Origin of the sequence: Sporosarcina luteola (assembly GCF_023715245.1) — a bacterium.
Taxonomy (GTDB): Bacteria; Bacillota; Bacilli; order Bacillales_A; family Planococcaceae; genus Sporosarcina; species Sporosarcina luteola_C.
Map to the genome: position 1 here is coordinate 1,832,847 of NZ_JAMBNV010000001.1, position 17,122 is coordinate 1,849,968.

General features: G+C 45.2%; 15 protein-coding genes. All 15 read right to left on the reverse strand.

From position 1 onward, the window contains the following. Window positions 1-53: 53 nt before the first annotated feature. The 15 genes from M3152_RS08800 to rbfA all read right to left on the reverse strand — a co-directional run bounded on the left by M3152_RS08800 (window position 54) and on the right by rbfA (window position 17,105). Window positions 54-1,109, reverse strand: coding sequence for a BMP family lipoprotein (locus M3152_RS08800; protein ID WP_251694767.1), 1,056 nt, complete (start codon window positions 1,107-1,109; stop codon window positions 54-56). A 169-nt stretch (window positions 1,110-1,278) separates the two neighbouring features. Continuing rightward, the gene (locus M3152_RS08805; protein WP_251694768.1) at window positions 1,279-2,007 is read right to left on the reverse strand and encodes a GntR family transcriptional regulator; all 729 of its coding nucleotides are present in this window, start codon (window positions 2,005-2,007) and stop codon (window positions 1,279-1,281) included. A gap of 161 nt (window positions 2,008-2,168) precedes the next feature. Continuing rightward, complete coding sequence (locus M3152_RS08810) at window positions 2,169-4,526, reverse strand: DNA translocase FtsK (protein WP_251694769.1); 2,358 nt, start codon at window positions 4,524-4,526, stop codon at window positions 2,169-2,171. Between the two features lie 216 nt (window positions 4,527-4,742). Next, complete coding sequence (locus tag M3152_RS08815) at window positions 4,743-6,410, reverse strand: ribonuclease J (RefSeq protein ID WP_251694770.1); 1,668 nt, start codon at window positions 6,408-6,410, stop codon at window positions 4,743-4,745. Window positions 6,411-6,655: 245 nt separating this feature from the next. After that, complete coding sequence (gene dapA, locus M3152_RS08820; protein ID WP_251694771.1) at window positions 6,656-7,546, reverse strand: 4-hydroxy-tetrahydrodipicolinate synthase; 891 nt, start codon at window positions 7,544-7,546, stop codon at window positions 6,656-6,658. Window positions 7,547-7,631: 85 nt separating this feature from the next. Beyond that, window positions 7,632-8,666: an aspartate-semialdehyde dehydrogenase gene (locus tag M3152_RS08825; protein WP_251694772.1), complete on the reverse strand. Its 1,035-nt coding sequence runs from the start codon at window positions 8,664-8,666 to the stop codon at window positions 7,632-7,634. Window positions 8,667-8,840: 174 nt separating this feature from the next. Further along, window positions 8,841-9,425, reverse strand: a complete 585-nt coding sequence (locus M3152_RS08830) for a dipicolinate synthase subunit B (protein ID WP_251694773.1) — start codon at window positions 9,423-9,425, stop codon at window positions 8,841-8,843. A gap of 12 nt (window positions 9,426-9,437) precedes the next feature. Then, window positions 9,438-10,217 (reverse strand): hypothetical protein, encoded by a 780-nt coding sequence (locus M3152_RS08835; RefSeq protein WP_251694774.1) that lies wholly within the window; start codon window positions 10,215-10,217, stop codon window positions 9,438-9,440. Next, complete coding sequence (locus tag M3152_RS08840; protein ID WP_251624057.1) at window positions 10,204-10,479, reverse strand: YlmC/YmxH family sporulation protein; 276 nt, start codon at window positions 10,477-10,479, stop codon at window positions 10,204-10,206. The genes M3152_RS08835 and M3152_RS08840 overlap by 14 nt, the downstream gene beginning before the upstream one ends. Window positions 10,480-10,560: 81 nt before the next feature. Next, a complete protein-coding gene (locus M3152_RS08845) occupies window positions 10,561-11,790 on the reverse strand; it encodes a M16 family metallopeptidase (protein ID WP_251694775.1) in 1,230 nt (409 codons plus the stop codon). A gap of 85 nt (window positions 11,791-11,875) precedes the next feature. Beyond that, on the reverse strand, window positions 11,876-13,999 hold the full coding sequence (pnp, locus tag M3152_RS08850) for a polyribonucleotide nucleotidyltransferase (protein WP_251694776.1): 2,124 nt from the start codon (window positions 13,997-13,999) through the stop codon (window positions 11,876-11,878). Window positions 14,000-14,141: 142 nt separating this feature from the next. After that, complete coding sequence (rpsO, locus tag M3152_RS08855; RefSeq protein WP_251694777.1) at window positions 14,142-14,411, reverse strand: 30S ribosomal protein S15; 270 nt, start codon at window positions 14,409-14,411, stop codon at window positions 14,142-14,144. Between the two features lie 386 nt (window positions 14,412-14,797). Then, a complete protein-coding gene (locus M3152_RS08860) occupies window positions 14,798-15,745 on the reverse strand; it encodes a bifunctional riboflavin kinase/FAD synthetase (protein ID WP_251694778.1) in 948 nt (315 codons plus the stop codon). 11 nt (window positions 15,746-15,756) lie between these two features. Next, on the reverse strand, window positions 15,757-16,668 hold the full coding sequence (gene truB, locus M3152_RS08865) for a tRNA pseudouridine(55) synthase TruB (RefSeq protein WP_251694779.1): 912 nt from the start codon (window positions 16,666-16,668) through the stop codon (window positions 15,757-15,759). Between the two features lie 89 nt (window positions 16,669-16,757). Then, a complete protein-coding gene (gene rbfA / locus M3152_RS08870) occupies window positions 16,758-17,105 on the reverse strand; it encodes a 30S ribosome-binding factor RbfA (protein ID WP_251694780.1) in 348 nt (115 codons plus the stop codon). Between the last annotated feature and the right edge of the window lie 17 nt (window positions 17,106-17,122).

The window sequence follows — 17,122 nt, forward strand, 5'->3', positions numbered from 1 at the left end:
GTGCTTTTGTCACAACAAAGGCCGGAATGATCCGGCCTTTGTCGCATTTTTAATTATTCAACGAACTCAGGTACTTCAATTTCACCAGAAGCAATTTTCTTCTTGAAATCTTCCACTTTATCCATTACATCTTGAGGAATCGCACCTCGGGAATCCGCCAATGTAACACCGTCATCTTCAAGACCGTATACTTTCGTTTCACCGCCTGGGAATTTGCCTTCCTGGGCAAGCTTCGCAATGTCTTGAACCGCTACATCAACGCGTTTAAGCATTGAAGTTAACGTAATATTGTCATCGCCGACTTGACCTTCGTCATATTGATCGGAGTCAACACCGATTACCCATACGTAAGCATCTTTGTCAGCAGCTTTACGCTCTTTCGCTTCCGTGAAGACACCGTTTCCTGTACCACCAGCTGCGTGGAAGATAATATCTACGCCAGATGAATACATACGGCCAGCTTCCGCTTTCCCAAGCTCAGCTTTGTCAAATGCTCCAGTATATTTCACATCTACTTTGATATCCGGTTTTACTGCTGCAACGCCCGCAACAAATCCAGCTTCAAAGCGCTCAATAACAGGAATTTCCATACCGCCGACGAAACCGATTTTATCCGATTTTGTCATCAATGCAGCAGCAACACCAGCAAGGAATGCACCTTCTTGTTCTTTGAACAGAATGCTTGCCACGTTCGGCTGATCAACAACACCATCGATGATTCCAAAGTTTGTATCAGCTTGTTGTCCAGCAATTGTATTGATAGCTTCTTCCATCATGAATCCGACACCGAAAACAAGATCGAAGTCACGGCGGGTAAGCGCATTCAAGTTGGACGTGTAATCTGCTTCACCTTTTGATTGAAGGTATGCGTATCCGCCGTCTCCTTCACTCAAACCATTAGCCTCACCGAAATCTTTGATACCTTTCCAAGCGGATTGGTTGAACGATTTGTCGTCAATCCCGCCGACATCCGTGACCATTGCTAGTGAAAACTCTGATTCGTTTCCACCCTTAGAAGTTGTTTTTTCTTTTTCTGTGCCGCATGCACCAAGTAATGTGCCGGCTGCTAGTACCAATGATAATGCAAGACCGTATTTACGTTTGCTCACCGATTGGACCTCCCTGTTTTTTATTTTGGTATTAAAATATGACGTGTGAACGTCTTAAATGCACACTTGAAAAGCACTCCGTCGGCAGTCAAAATGACAGGCGGTCGTTGCATTTGCACTTGTTGCCCGTCATTTTCAGCTTGCTTCCCGACTGCTTCAAAAATGTGCCTTATACCCTTTTTCGTACGACATGGAAGCTGAACTTATCAGCTCTGAAATAGTTTTTGGAGTAAAGGACCATTTCGCCTTCCTCACTATAATGATGTTGAAGCAATACAAGGAGGGGGATGTCCACTCCACATCTAAGTATGGACGATGCTTCATCATCATAGCCGACAGGTTCGATGTTCGCCACAGCCTGTGCAATCCTGATCTGGCCGGATTTCTCAATCAAATCAAAAATCGATTCGTTCAGTACGACATCCGAACCTCCGTCTAGATTTTTCGCTAGTACATGATCAATGCAATAAACGACTGGCTCGCCGTCTGCAGTCCTAACTCTTTTAATTGTAACTAGACTATCATTTTCATCGCATTCGAACTTTCCAATCATTTCATCATTTGGGAGATCCTCTTGCACCTCCATAAAAATCGTGCCAGGAACCATTCCTGCATCACATATCATGGAAGAGACGCTTGACAGCTGCTCAATTCCGGATGAAAATAATGGCCGCGGATTCACAAAAGTACCGACACCGTGTTTTCTGACGATGACTTTCTCTTCTTCAAGGACACGGAGCGCTTCCCGAAGCGTCGCCCTGCTTACGCCAAGCGTTCTGGCAAGTTCAAATTCGGAGGGAAACCTCTCGTTCTCCTTGAAGACCCCGGAATCGATATCTTCTTTCAGCCGCTCGATCACTTGAACATACAAATGCCTATGATCCGTTTTCACCACCATTAATATCCCCCCTCCCGATGAGGTAAGACCTCAGATGTGTTACCTCATTTCTCAATCATCCATACTATATCATTTTACTACTCCAAAATAAACATCTGTTTTTCAAAAAAACTTGAAACTGTATGAATTCCTTTTGAATTGTCCATCTTTTGTCATGTTTTTCATGCATGATAGTCCGAGTCGACGGTAGATGTCAGGACTTGTCTCGGCTTGCTGCCCTCCGGAGGACCTACGATGCCCCTCATCTCCATTTGGTCAACTATTCTTGCCGCCCTAGAATAGCCGATCCGGAAACGGCGCTGCAGCATTGAAACGGATGCAGTCTGCATTTCCGTGACGAGTTGGACGGCATCATCATAGAGTTCATCCGTCTCCTCATATGGCTGGACCTCTTCCACCTCTGTCGGTATCATTTCCTCTTGGTATTGCGCCTTTTGCTGCTCAATAACAAAATCAACGACAGCCTCAACTTCCTGATCTGATACGAAAGCTCCCTGGACTCTGACAGGCTTGGATGCGCCTGCAGGCAGAAACAGCATATCCCCGCGTCCTAACAGTTTTTCTGCTCCACCCCCGTCCAAAATCGTCCTTGAATCGACGGCAGAAGATACAGCAAAAGCGATTCGTGAAGGGATATTCGCTTTAATGATACCTGTTATGACATCGACGCTTGGGCGTTGTGTAGCGATGATCAAATGTATTCCGGCAGCACGTGCCATTTGGGCGAGGCGCGTAATGGAATCTTCCACATCGCTTGAAGCGACCATCATCAAGTCGGCTAGCTCATCGACAATGACCACAATATATGGCATACGTGGATGCTTTTCTTCATTTTCCTCATTCCACTGTTCGATATGTTCATTATATCCTTCAATATTCCGAGTGCCTGTATGGGAAAATAGCTCGTACCTTCTTTCCATTTCAGAAACGACCTTCTTCAATGCCTGGGAGGCTTTCCGAGGATCGGTCACGACAGGCGCCAACAAATGCGGAACTCCGTTGTAGACATTCAATTCAACCATTTTCGGGTCGATCATCATCATCTTCACTTCATGCGGCTTGGCGCGCATTAAGATACTAATGATGATTCCATTGATGCACACGCTTTTCCCGCTTCCTGTCGACCCTGCAACGAGGACGTGCGGCATTTTGTTCAATTCGGCCATCATTGCCTGGCCTGTCACATCTCTGCCGAGGACGATGCTCAGCTTCGAATCAGGTCGATTATTTTCCTTCGAATCGATCACTTCCCGTAAACTGACAATTGCAACCGATTTATTTGGCACTTCTATTCCCACCGCCGATTTTCCAGGAATCGGTGCTTCTATTCTTATATCGCTAGCCGCGAGAGCAAGCGCGATATCATCTGCCAGGCTGACGATCCTGCTCACCTTAACGCCTGTGTCAGGAAGCACTTCATATTTCGTCACAGCTGGCCCTAAATGGACCTGGGTTACTTTCGCTTTCACGCCAAAGCTTAAAAATGTCCGTTCTAGTTTTTGCGCATTTGCGTGAATGGAGTCGTATTCTGCAGATTGATCATTAGCAGGCGTTTGTTTAAGTAATGACGGCGGGGGCAGAATGTAAGAAACATTTTCCTCCTCGCCGGATATGATCGAAATAGCCGGATCGTCACCGCTATCCGGTTCAGTAGCTGGCAGTGCCTCTGCTTCCTTTTCGATAACCGCTGCATGCTCATCATTGGTCAATGCCGGCTCTATCCGTTCATTGAAGGCGGAAATGATCGGTTTCGACTGGATTTCTTCCTGTTCCTCAATAGTGGCAACGGTTCCAGTATCCAGCTGCTCATCCACAACGGCAGACGGCCTTTTAGAACGCTTCGCCGTCCTTGAGAGTGCAGTTTGATTTCCTTTTTTAGGTGTTTTTATTTCTTTCCGTTCTGTTTTGGATTTTAATGAAGCGAGTAACTTCGGATAAAGTTCCGCAATATATGGAACGAGTGCCTTTCCAGTGAGTAGAACAATACCTATCAATAACAGGAGTACTCCTGCTACTGTCGCTCCAGCCGAATCGAATAACGAATGGAAGAGCGCAAAAAGCATCGCTCCCGCCAATCCTCCACCGAGGGTTCCGCTTCTTGACACGATCCCTTCGTTCGTAACAAGTACTTTCCACGTCTCTTTAAAAGCCGAATTCGACATAAGCACTTTGCTCTCATATAATCCCTTGAACAAATAGATGTGGCTGAATAATAGCAAACTTGCCAGTATGAATAAGCTTCCTCCGACAATCCGGTTTTTCCATCCGACCGTCTTCCGTTTCACCATGAACAACAACGCCTGTACGATCAACAGAAGGGGAATAGCTCCATGCCAATTCCCGAATAGCAGTCTTGTAAAAGAGGATAGACCTCTCCCGACGATGCCAAATTCAAAAATGATCATAATTGCAAAGCCGATCATCGTCAAACCGGCTACTTCGTAGAGTAATGGGTGGAGGCCTTCATTTTTCTTTTTTAATGCGGCCGCCTTTCTTTTTTTCTTCGTTTTTTTAGACATGTCATTCCTCCTTTTGAAAAAAGGATTTCCCGCCGTCCGGTCGGCATGGAAATCCTTTTCTCAAGTTCTGTCATTGTCCGTGCCGTGGAGTCTCCGTCTAGACTCCGGCGACCAGTCCCTCGAGTCGCTTCAATTCTGAAGCATAAGGCAAAGTACGCCTTATGTTTCAGGATTTCCAGTGCTTGTCGGGACTAAACGGTCGCCTCCGCTTTTGAATTAATACTCCATGATGATTGGAATGATCATCGGTCTTCTTTTCGTCTGTTGGAATAAATAGGAGCTTAATGTATCACGGATCTCTTGCTTTATGTTTGTCCATTCGAACGTATCTTTATTCACATACTTTTCCACGATTTTCCTCACGAGGTTCCTCGACTCTTCGAGCAGTTCCTCGGACTCTCTTACATAGACGAAGCCGCGGGAGACGATTTCGGGACCTGCAGCAATTCTTTTCTGTCTCCGGCTTAACGTAATGACGACAGTGAAAATGCCATCTTGTGACAACAGCTTCCTGTCCCGCAAGACGATATTGCCGACATCTCCCACTCCAATTCCGTCAATGAGGATATTCCCTGCTTGTACACGGCCGCTCATTCTCATCTTGTCGTTTTTATATTCGACGATGTCCCCTTTATCCGCAATGAAGATCTGGGACTTTTGCAATCCAACCTGCTGTGCGAGCTTTGAATGTGCAATCAGCATTTTATACTCACCTTGTATTGGAATGAAATACTTCGGTTGCATAAGATTTAACATCATTTTCAAATCTTCCTGGCTGCCGTGTCCGGACACATGGACATTCTTCGAAGCAGTGAGGACGTTTGCCCCGGCTTTCGCCAGCTCATTCGCCATCTGATACATGGATACTTCCATGCTCGGAGATGGTGTGAAGGTAATCAGGACTGTGTCAGTCTCTTTAATTTTAATATCCTTATGATGTTTGCGGACGATTTTTTCGAGCGCCTCGAGTGGTTCACCTTGATTGCCCGTTACGATGATGACGATTTGATCATCGGAATACTTCCCGATATCTTTTACGGAAATGACCGTTTCTTCGTCAATTTGCAAATACCCTAAACGCATACCGACTTCGAAATAGCTTTCCAAGCTCTTGCCTACGACAGCGACTTTCTTGCCTGTTTCGAGTGCTTTATCGAAAACCTGTTGAATTCGAATGAAATTGGATGCATACAGCGCAACGAGAATACGCCCTTCCGCGCCATGGAATGTAGTTGACAACCGATCCTCAATGACGGTTTCGGATGTTGTATAGCCCGGACGTTCAGCTTCATTCGAATCGGACATCAAAATGAAGACTCCTTCTTCGCCAAGAGCTGCCATTTTTGCGAAATCGGGACGATATTTCCCTTTTGCTGATTGATCGAATTTGAACTCGCCCGTATGGACAATTGCGCCCTCACTCGTATGGAAGACGATGCCAAGGGAATCTGGAATGCTATGTGTCGTATGGAAGAACGTCACATAGGTCTTTTTGAAATTCATCCTGCTTTTATTCGTCACTTCAAAAAATTTAACGCCTGCTGGTGCCGGCATCTCTTTCAAATGCTCTTTGGCGAGTGCGAGTGTCAGTTTGGAACCATATACTGGAGCCTGCACTTTTTGTAGAAGATAGGCGATAGATCCGATTGCATCTTCGTGTCCATGCGTCAAGAAGATCCCTTTAACCCGATCTTTATTTTCCTCGATATAAGTCAGGTCCGGAATGACGATGTCAATTCCAAGCATTTCCCCTTCAGGGAACATGAGTCCCGCATCGACAATGAATAGTTCGTCGTCGATTTCGATGACATACATCGCTTTTCCGATTTCCCCGACCCCTCCTAACGGAATTACTTTTATTACTTCATTTTTGGTTTTTGCCACATTGTTTCCTCCTATACATTGTTTGAAAAAGACTGGTGTTGGATCATGAACCGTCTATGTATGTTATTCTGGCGATTTTGCTATCGTCGCCTATACTTCTTGTGTAACTCCAACTGTCCATTTTCAATTGATAACTGTTGTTTCTTGTTTGATGGTAACCCGTCCACAACGACTAAGTTTCATTATACGTGAGAATGACCCTACTACACAAACAAAAAAAGCCGGTGAATGCTACCGGCTTTGATTTAGCGAAAAACATGCTCGTTATTTATGAACTTATTCCATACTTCGTCGAAGGCGGTGGAGTCTTTTCCGAAAGCTGTCAACGGCATTCTGACGCCACCCGTTTCAATCCCCAACTTGTTAAGGGCATATTTGACAGGGACGGGATTCGGTGCGGAAAATACGGCATGGAATAATGGCAGCAATGTTCTGTGCATCGTTGCAGCCTTTGCCGTATTACCAGCTTTGAAGGCATTGATCATTTGCTGCATTTCGACACCCACGAGATGGGAAGCGACTGAAATGACTCCGTCCCCGCCTATGGATAATAACGGCAATGTCAATGCATCGTCTCCGCTGTACACTTTGAACGTTTTGTCCGTTCCAGATATGATATCTGACATTTGATCGAGGCTGCCACTCGCTTCCTTGACAGCCCGGATATTCTTGATTTTCGATAATTCAATGACGGTTTCTGCCTCCATATTGACCGCGGCTCTGCCGGGGATGTTATAGAGAAGAATAGGCAGGTCCGTCTCTTTTGCAATATGGGTAAAATGCGTGATTATCCCTTTTTGGTCCGGCTTATTGTAATAGGGAGTCACTAGCATGATTCCGTCTGCACCAAGCTCATCTGCCTGTTTTGTCAATTTGATTGTTTCCGCGGTATTGAAGGTTCCAGTTCCTGCAATGACGGGAATCCTTTTCCTGACGATTTCAATTGCATATTTGAATAGTTCCGATTTCTCTTGATGATTTAACGTGGGTGATTCCCCCGTTGTACCACAGACGATTAAGGAATCCGTCCCCGTTGCGATCAAATGCTCGATCAGCTGTTCCGTCAAGTCAAAATCGATTGCTCCAGACTTAGAAAAAGGAGTGACCATCGCTGTGCCTATTTGTCCAAGTTCCAATCTGACCATTCCTTTTCATGGCTTTATGGTGAAGCAATTGCTTGGGTCTCCCATGCCTGCTGATGGCGTGGACCAACCGTTTCAATCAGCTTTTAATCAATTCCTCAGCGATTTGAACCGAATTCAGCGCCGCGCCTTTCAACAAGTTATCTGAAACGATCCACATATGGAAACCGGCAGGATGTTTCGGATCTTTGCGGATGCGGCCGACGAAAATCTCATCTTTCCCTTCAGCGAATAACGGCATCGGATACAATTGTGAAGAGGGGTCATCCTGGACGATAACACCCGGTGCATTTTCCATTGCGGAACGGATATCGGCAACGGTTGCATTTTCATCATCCGTTTCGATATACACGGATTCCGAATGCCCTGTGACGACAGGCAACCGGACGCATGTGGCAGTGACAGCCATCTGCTGATCGCCGAATATCTTTTTCGTTTCGTTCATCATTTTCAGTTCCTCTAAAGTGTACCCCGATTCATCGAAAACATCGATTTGTGGAATGACGTTGAACGCGATCGGATAATGGCGTTCTGCAGAAGCGCTTGGAAGCAATTCTGCTTTAATGTTTGCACGGTCCGCAAATTGCGTACTCTGCTGGTCTAGTTCATCAATCGCTTCAGCACCCGCTCCTGAAACCGCTTGATACGTCGATACGATGATTCGGTTGAGGCCAAATTTCTCTTTGACCGGCTGAAGCGCTGCAACCATTTGAATCGTGGAACAGTTCGGGTTCGCGATGATTCCTGAATGACTCTTCAATGTATGTGGATTCACTTCAGGAACGACGAGCGGAATGTTTTCATCCATCCTGAATGCACTAGTATTATCAATGACAACCGCACCGCGTTTTACCGCTTCGTGCGCAAACTTTTGAGAGATGGAACCTCCTGCACTGAAAAATGCGATGTCGACGCCCTCAAAAGATTCGGGAACCGTTTCTTCGACAATATATGTTTGAGCTCCGGCAGTAATTTCCATTCCTGCCGAACGCTTCGAAGCTAGCAATTTAATCGACTTAGCAGGGAAATTCCGTTCTAAAAGCTTTTCAAGGATTTTAGTTCCAACCGCTCCAGTTGCTCCAACGATTGCTACATTCAAATTTTCTCTATTCATCTCAATCTCCCTTTCATTTTACGGACCGGCGGATATATATACAGCTCCTTGTTTATTGATGCAACTGGTTGAATTCCAGTTTTAATCATCAACAAAACCATATCCTGCGTCCTATAAGTGTTTATTGGAGAAAGTATATCATATTAGGAAGTTTTCTGCTTTGTATCTTTAGTTTTATTTATGAATAATTAAAAGTGGTTGTAGTTGTCGGCGTTCGAGGGCTGCCGCCGCGGCTGGTACCATCAATGTAAAATCGGAGATTAATGAGTTCGGCTTTTTAAAAGGATCATCTTGACCGAATGGAATGAAATATACATTCTTCATGTTTAATAACTTCATGATGTTTGGCCCATTCAATCCTAATGCGTCATTTGTTGAAATGCCGAGCAGCACCGGACTGCCATTCCGTAAAGTGGCTTTTGCTGCCATCAATACAGGTGAATCCGTAGCAGCATTAGCGAATTTGCTGATTGAATTTCCAGTCATCGGCGCAATGATCATGCAATCGACTGGGGAACTTGGACCGAACGGCTCAGCTCCTACTATTGTGGAGATGACTTTTTCGCCTGTTGCTTCTTCAATTCTTGCGATCCATTCATCGCCTGTACCGAACCGCGTCGCAGCAGTGAGCACGGAATGCGTAATGACAGGAACGACGGTCGCCCCGTTTTCTTGCAAATTGCTAATGACGGGTAATATTTGGTCATACGTACAATGGGAGGCCGTAATTCCAAGACCGATTCTTTTCCCCTGTAGCATTTTTTTCCCCTTTCATCTACTATTCATCCTCAGTAATGCTTCGGACAAAGCCTTAGCTGCGTCCGCTGGAAAGTGTTTTCCCGGCAATCCGAGGTGTATTGTATAGTATTCATCAGGGGAATTGCCCTTTAGGCAACCGGGCGCAGATGCCAAATCAAAAATGCGCAATGTGGAGTCTGTTTCGACTTCCAGCCACTTCGCAGGTATCGTATTTACGAGTATACCTTCTACATCCACCAATCCGGTCGGCAAGTGCAATGTTTTGTAGCCGATTGCAGCCGCTTCGCCAAGCTGCTCCGGGGAACGCGCTACTATGGTTATAGAGGCTCCAAGCGATGCAAGGACTGCTGCAGTCATTTTTCCGACTTTGCCGAACCCGGCGATATAGAAGTGTTCACCTGAAATACGTCGTTTTGCTGAAGAATAGTATTCAAGCAGAAATCCCTCGGCTGTCAAAACTGCATTTTCCCAGACGAATTCCACTTCCTTCAAATACGGCCGGATGGTGAAGCCCGCTTCCGAAAAAGGAGCGAGCCAATCACTAGCAGCTACTCCCGGATAAAGGATTGCCGATTTATTAATTTTATCAACCGGAATGGCACCTTCCATTTGCAGAATTGGAAAAACGATATGATCGGGCGAGAATTCATCAAGGATGCCAGCTAACTGTGCCGAATAACCGTTTCCGTCATAATGGAACACATTAAAGCCGTTCTCCCCCATTATTCGGCTGCATTCAGATAATCTGAGGTCTGTTCCAATGAACAACCACCTTCCGTCAATTATCGTCAATGTCAAATTCCCCCAGACTATATGTTTTTCCAAATAGGATGCGATGTTCTCCTATCAATACGATTTCACTCCAAGGGATGAATTCCGAAGTCTCCTGCTCTTTGTTGCGGAATGGGAATCGTCCATATTTCTTTTTCACTTCGAAGCCGATGATCTCTCCCGTTTTTCGATTGAAGATTAAATCCGTATCTGCAAGAAATCCATAGCGAATTCCTTCCTCTACTTGAATTAGCTCTTTTTGCGCCATTTCAGATAGCAGCATTTCCTTGCCCCCTTCTAATTGTCCTGACTTATCATATGATTCAAGGGAGGCAAAGCTGCACATTTCTACAGTCAGATTCTATCACCGTTTTTTGGGCGCGATGATTGAAATTGTACGGTCACGGGCAAACGTTTCACATGCAATCTTATTGACATTGTCCAGCTGCACATTATCGATCTGTTCGACAACTTCCTCAATCGACTTATGCTCTACTAGAATCAGTTCGTTCTTTCCATTCCGGTGCATTCTCGATTCCGAACTTTCAAGGCCAAGCAGGAAGCTGCCTTTCAATTGCTCCTTCGCATTATGCAGTTCCTTCTCCGTAACCCCATCCGATACGATTTCACCAATGAGCTGATCCATCGTCGACACCATTTCCTCCAAATGTTCGGGTCCGGTACCCCCGTAAATGACGAATGAGCCCGTCGCCAAGTAGGATGAATAATAGGAGAACACGGAATAAGCAAGCCCTTTCTCCTCCCGAATCTTTTGGAACATCCGGGACGACATCGTGCCACCGACAATGCTATCCAGCAGAATCAGATCATGGAGCCTGTCATCAGAAAGGGCCAAGCCCGGGTAACCGATGCAAATATGCGCCTGTTCAATTTCTTTAAATTTTGTTGTGTTTCCGCTATGGAAAACAGGATGGGATTCTTCATTCGTTTCTGTCATGTTCTCACGGTCTACATATGAATTAAACAGGTTTTCGATGAAGCCGATTAATTTATCATCGTAATTTCCCGCAACTGAAATGACGATATTACCAGCTGTGTAATGCTTTGAAATATAATGTTCGATCATTTCCTTATCAAAACGTTTAATCGTTTCCTTTACGCCGCCGATAGATCTTCCTATCGGATGCTTCGGATACATGACCGACCAAAGACGTTCATCGACATCATCATCGGGTGTATCTTCCACTGATGCAATTTCATCCAAGATGACGGATTTCTCCCTTTGCATGTCTACTTCGTCGAACTGCGAATTAAAAAACATATCCGCCAAAATTGTCAGGGCTTCTTCCGCATGATGATCAAGCACCGTTGTATAATAGCAAGTCATCTCTTTGGACGTGTAAGCGTTTATATCCCCGCCCATCCCGTCGAATTGTTCCGCTATCATTTTTGCGGTGCGCGTTTTCGTTCCTTTGAAAAGCATATGTTCGATGAAGTGGGAGAGCCCCCATTCCTTTTCCGTCTCATTGATGGAACCGGCCTTTATAAATAGGCCGATTGCCAATGAGCGAACATAAGGCATCTTTTCATGGATGATTCTAATGCCGTTATGACTGATTTCTTTTTGTATCAATTTTTTACCCCCGTTTAAAAGAATAAAAAGCCTCCATCTTCACGCCATCGTAAAGAGGGGCTTTCCATTATAGTATGCTAATCAGTTATTCGCTCTTCCCTTTTTCAGCCGCTTCTTTCTCTTCTTTCAAAACGACTTTGCGGGAAAGGTTCACACGTCCTTGATTGTCGATCTCGATGACTTTTACAAGTAGTTCATCGCCCATCTTCAATACATCCTCCACGGCCTTCGTACGCTCTTCCTGAATTTCAGAAATATGGAGAAGTCCATCTTTACCAGGGAAGATCTCTAGGAATGCACCGAATTTCTCAATCCGTTTCACTTTTCCTAAATGGTATTCTCCGACTTTTGCTTCACGGACGATGTTTTCAATCATCACCTTCGCTTTCTCATTCATGTTCGAATCAGGAGAAGAGATGTAAATCGTCCCATCTTGTTCAGTGTCGATTTTAACATTCGTTTCCTCAATGATTTTATTGATCACTTTCCCGCCAGGTCCGATGACATCACGGATCTTGTCAGGATTGATACGAATCATGATGATCTTCGGAGCATATTGTGATAGTTCTTCACGCGGCGTAGATATTGTCGATATCATATGTTCAAGGATGTGCATCCGTCCGATTTTCGCTTGAGCTAATGACTCTTCTAAAATTTGACGGGATAGTCCTTCGATTTTAATATCCATTTGCAAAGCTGTAATTCCTTTTTCAGTTCCAGCCACTTTGAAGTCCATATCGCCGAGATGGTCTTCCATTCCTTGGATATCGGAAAGGACGGAATAGTTGTCCCCTTTTTTCACAAGTCCCATTGCGATTCCCGCGACTGGAGCTTTGATCGGGATGCCCGCATCCATCATCGCCATTGTAGAAGCGCAGATTGATGCTTGGGAGGATGAACCATTTGACTCCAATACTTCCGCTACAAGACGGATCGTGTATGGGAACTCCTTCTCGTCGGGAATGATTGCCTCGAGTGCTCGTTCACCTAAAGCGCCGTGACCGATTTCACGACGGCCTGGTCCACGAATCGGGCCAGTTTCCCCTACGCTGAAATTCGGGAAGTTGTAGTGATGCATGAATCGCTTCGACTCTTCAAGTCCGAGACCGTCGATAATTTGAACTTCACCAAGAGCCCCTAATGTACAAACGCTTAGCGCCTGAGTTTGTCCACGTGTGAACAGACCAGAACCGTGTGTACGTGGCAAAATGCCTACTTCAGTGGACAGTGGACGAATTTCATCCAAACCACGGCCATCAGGACGGACTTTTTCGTCAGTGATGAGTCGGCGGACTTCTTCTTTCACAAGATGATCCAATATATTCTTCACTTGCTTCATCGTCTCTTCGTCCGACTCTACATTTGTATAGTGGTCCATCACTTCATTTTTCACAGCATTAATCGCATCTTCACGAGCGTGCTTCTCTTCTGTCTGGATCGCATTGATCAGATCGTTCTCACACTTGGCCTTCACTTCAGCCAACAGATCTTCGTCAAGTTGGAATAAAGTGATTTCCATCTTTTCCTTGCCTACTTCAGCAATGATTTTCTCTTGGAGTTCAACCAGCTGAATGATCTGCTCATGACCGAACATGATTGCTTCGAGAATGATATCCTCGGCAACTTCCTTCGCGCCTGCTTCAACCATGTTGATGGCATCTTTTGTCCCAGCCACTACAAGGTCAAGTTCACTTACTTCCAATTGTTCAGGAGTCGGATTCACGATGAATTGTCCATCAATACGGCCGACTTGTACGCCTGCAATCGGTCCTTCAAACGGAATGTCGGAAATCGACAATGCGAGTGATGATCCGAGCATAGCTGCCATTTCAGAAGAACAATTCTGATCGACTGACATGACGAGTGAAATGACTTGCACGTCATTTCGGAATCCATCCGCGAACAATGGGCGGATCGGGCGGTCAATGAGACGACTTGTCAATACAGCCTTCTCTGAAGGACGTCCTTCACGTTTGATGAATCCGCCAGGGATCTTCCCTACAGCATAGAGTCTTTCCTCATAGTTAACTGTCAGCGGGAAGAAATCAAGCGGTTTCGGTTTCTTCGAAGCGGTCGCTGTAGATAGGACTGTTGTATCTCCGTATCTGATAAGCACAGCGCCGTTCGCTTGTTTCGCAAGCTGGCCCGTTTCAATCGTTAACGGTCTCCCAGCCCATTCAAATGAATAAACCTTTTTTTGTTCTGTCATTATGGTACCCCTCTCTAATTTCAAACATGGATAGCATACGAAGTATGTATTACGTAGTAGTGTATCAAAAAAGAAGGACATATGCGAAAAATATCATTCAATAAAAAAAAGCGGGCAAGGCCCGCTTTTCGTATACATCTTATTAACGGCGAAGGCCGAGTTTAGCAATAAGATCACGGTAACTTTGAACTTCAGTTTCGCGTAGGTATTTAAGCAACTTACGACGACGACCGATCATTTTTAAAAGTCCACGACGTGAGTGGTGGTCTTTCTTATGAGTGCCCAAGTGAGCGTTCAAATTGTTGATCTCTTCAGTAAGGATAGCGATCTGAACATTAGCAGATCCAGTATCGTTTTCATGAGTTTTGAATTCGTTGATCAATTCATGTTTACGTTCTTGTGTAATAGCCATCCTTTTCACCTCCTAATAATTAAATATCCCCAAATCCCGAGCAAACGTTGGTGATTCGAATTGCCAAGGAAAGGTTAGTGCTGTTGCACTGATTTATCATAACATGAGCGGATTATGGATGCAACTAAGAAGTCCATTTTCAAACTGCTACTTTCCGTTCCAGGCGGACGCTTTCCAATCGAACAGCGAAGGGTTCGATTTGCCGTATTTCTGCGCCTTTTGCAGAAATTAAGGCAGCCTCATCCTGCTCCCTTAATGTCGCAGAAAACATTGCTCGCAACGCTACGCTTGTGCTCGCAAACGCCGTTCTTCGTGACGGCGTTGGCTAATCCCCCAGGAGTCGCCGCCTTGCACTCCAAGTAGCAAGAATCACCGTTAACGGATTATTAGTTCATTTTGTTCAACAATAGTCTTGCGGTTTCCTTGTCCTTCCCTATTTGTTCAATCAGTTCGTCAACTGAATTGAATTTCTGTTCTGGGCGGATGCGGGCGATCCAGTCGACTGTTGCTTCTTTTCCGTACAAGTCTGCATTGAAGTCAAGCACATGGACTTCTACGCTTGGTTTCACTTTAGCGGGGTCGTGGAAGGTAGGTTTCACCCCGACATTGCATACGCCTTTATATGATTGTCCATCAATGGTGAATAGGACTGCGTAAACCCCGTTTGCAGGCAGGATGGTATCTTCGTCAATGGATACGTTTGCCGTCGGAAAGCCGAGCAGCCTGCCTCTCTTTTCGCCGTCGATGACAGTTCCGACCGTTCTGAACGGTCTTCCAAGCAATGAAGCGGTCTTCTCAACGCCCCCTTCGGAAAGAAGCTTACGAATCCGGGTTGATGAGATCTTATCTTCAGAATCCGTAACTTTTTCGATGACCGTCGTTCCGTATTCTTCATTGGAAAGCGAAGCCATCTGTTCCATCGTGCCAGCACCTTTCGAGCCGAACGTGAAGTCGAAGCCGGCGGTGACATGCTTGATCCCTAGGCCTTTAATAAAAATTTCAATGAATCGCTCCGGTGAAAGGGAAGCAAGGTCCCAGTCAAATGTAACAACGAAAAGGACATCTATCCCCATTTCTTCCAGGAGACGTGACTTTTCCGGGTACTTGGTAATGTAACCGATTTTTTCTCTACCCTTGCCAAACAGGTGTGATGGATGAGGGTCGAACGTCATGACGGCGGAACGGATTCCTAATTGCTCCGCTTTAGCTTTTGCTTCTTTTATCACTGTTTGATGTCCTTTATGCAACCCGTCGAAAAAACCGATGGCTAGCGAAAAAGGGCCTTTGTCATCGATAGTTGTTTGAGATGGATAGTGCAAATGGTAAATTTCCATGAGATTCTCTCCTACTGATTGAATGGAAACATCTTATCAGGTTTCATCAATCCTTCTTTTGTCGGATGCTTGCAATAGATCGCAATCGCCTTTTCCATTTTCGTAAAAACGATGGCCTCCCTATCATCTAGTGAAGGATGCTGCGGTAAAACTTGTCCGTTTATTATCTTACCATATAAATCATCATCTATTTCGACAAGTTCAAACTCGCCAAGTGCCTCTTCAAGCGGTCGGATTTGTTGTCCAAGAGTGTTTTGAACTTTCTGCTCTGCCACTTCCTCAAGCGTCAAACAATCATCTTTACGGAAGTTTCCGGAAGCTGTCCGGACTAAATTTGCCATATGGGCGGGATACCCAAGCTTTTCACCGATTTGTACGGATAATGTTCTGATATATGTTCCTTTTCCGCATGCAATCCGGATTACGAACTGAATCTCTTCCCCTTCGAACGACTCCCGTTCGTCGAGCAATTCGATTTCGTATATATGTACTGTTCGTTCGGGTCTTTCAACTTCAATTCCTTTTCTTGCGTATTCGTACAGCCTTTTGCCATTCACTTTTACAGCGGAATACATTGGCGGTATTTGAACAATCTCACCGGTAAGCTGCTCAAGTACTTGAAGAATAGCTTCCCGGCTAAGTTTTTTGTAGGAATCATCTGCTGAGACGATCGCGCCATCTGCATCCTCAGTTTCAGTTGAAGTACCGATTGAGACGGTGGCAATATACTCCTTACCTGAGTCAGTGATGTATTCCGCAACTTTTGTAGCTTGTCCAAGACAAATCGGCAGGACGCCTTCCACATTTGGATCAAGTGTCCCAGTATGCCCAACTCTTTTCATACCTAAGATTTTTCTCAGCTTGAATACGCAATCATGCGAAGTCATCCCTTTTTGTTTCCATAAAGGTAGAATCCCATCCATATACATCCTCCTCATTTACCTTTAGTAAGCAAAATGGAGGAAGCCGGAAAGTCCATTTGGACACCGACTTCCTCCAATCATTCATTCATTCATTCTTCTTCACTGTTCACTTGACGAAGCAGTGATTCGATACGATTTCCGTATTCGACGGAATCATCAAATGCAAATTCGATTTCCGGTGTCTTCCTGAGTCTTATCCGCTGCCCGATCTCCGTACGGATAAACCCTTTTGCCTTCGTCAGGCCGGCAAGAGTTGCCTCTTTTTCCGCTTCATTTCCAAGTACTGAAATGAATATAGTTGCCTGTTGCAGATCCCCCGTCACTTCAACGTCCGTCACAGTGACAAAGCCGATGCGAGGGTCTTTCAATTTTTGGCCAATGATTCCGCCTAATTCTTTCTTCATCTGTTCAGCAACACGATTCGCACGCATAGACATGGATGGTCACCCCGATT

Excerpts from the sequence above, each read along its gene's own strand:
- M3152_RS08810 (WP_251694769.1), bottom strand. The coding sequence starts at position 4,526 with ATGTCTAAAAAAACGAAGAAAAAAAGAAAGGCGGCCGCATTAAAAAAG.
- M3152_RS08825 (WP_251694772.1), bottom strand. The coding sequence starts at position 8,666 with ATGAATAGAGAAAATTTGAATGTAGCAATCGTTGGAGCAACTGGAGCG.
- pnp (WP_251694776.1), bottom strand. The coding sequence starts at position 13,999 with ATGACAGAACAAAAAAAGGTTTATTCATTTGAATGGGCTGGGAGACCG.
- rbfA (WP_251694780.1), bottom strand. The coding sequence starts at position 17,105 with ATGTCTATGCGTGCGAATCGTGTTGCTGAACAGATGAAGAAAGAATTA.
- M3152_RS08830 (WP_251694773.1), bottom strand. The coding sequence starts at position 9,425 with ATGCTACAGGGGAAAAGAATCGGTCTTGGAATTACGGCCTCCCATTGT.
- truB (WP_251694779.1), bottom strand. The coding sequence starts at position 16,668 with ATGGATGGGATTCTACCTTTATGGAAACAAAAAGGGATGACTTCGCAT.
- M3152_RS08840 (WP_251624057.1), bottom strand. The coding sequence starts at position 10,479 with ATGCTGCTATCTGAAATGGCGCAAAAAGAGCTAATTCAAGTAGAGGAA.
- M3152_RS08805 (WP_251694768.1), bottom strand. The coding sequence starts at position 2,007 with ATGGTGGTGAAAACGGATCATAGGCATTTGTATGTTCAAGTGATCGAG.
- rpsO (WP_251694777.1), bottom strand. The coding sequence starts at position 14,411 with ATGGCTATTACACAAGAACGTAAACATGAATTGATCAACGAATTCAAA.
- M3152_RS08860 (WP_251694778.1), bottom strand. The coding sequence starts at position 15,745 with ATGGAAATTTACCATTTGCACTATCCATCTCAAACAACTATCGATGAC.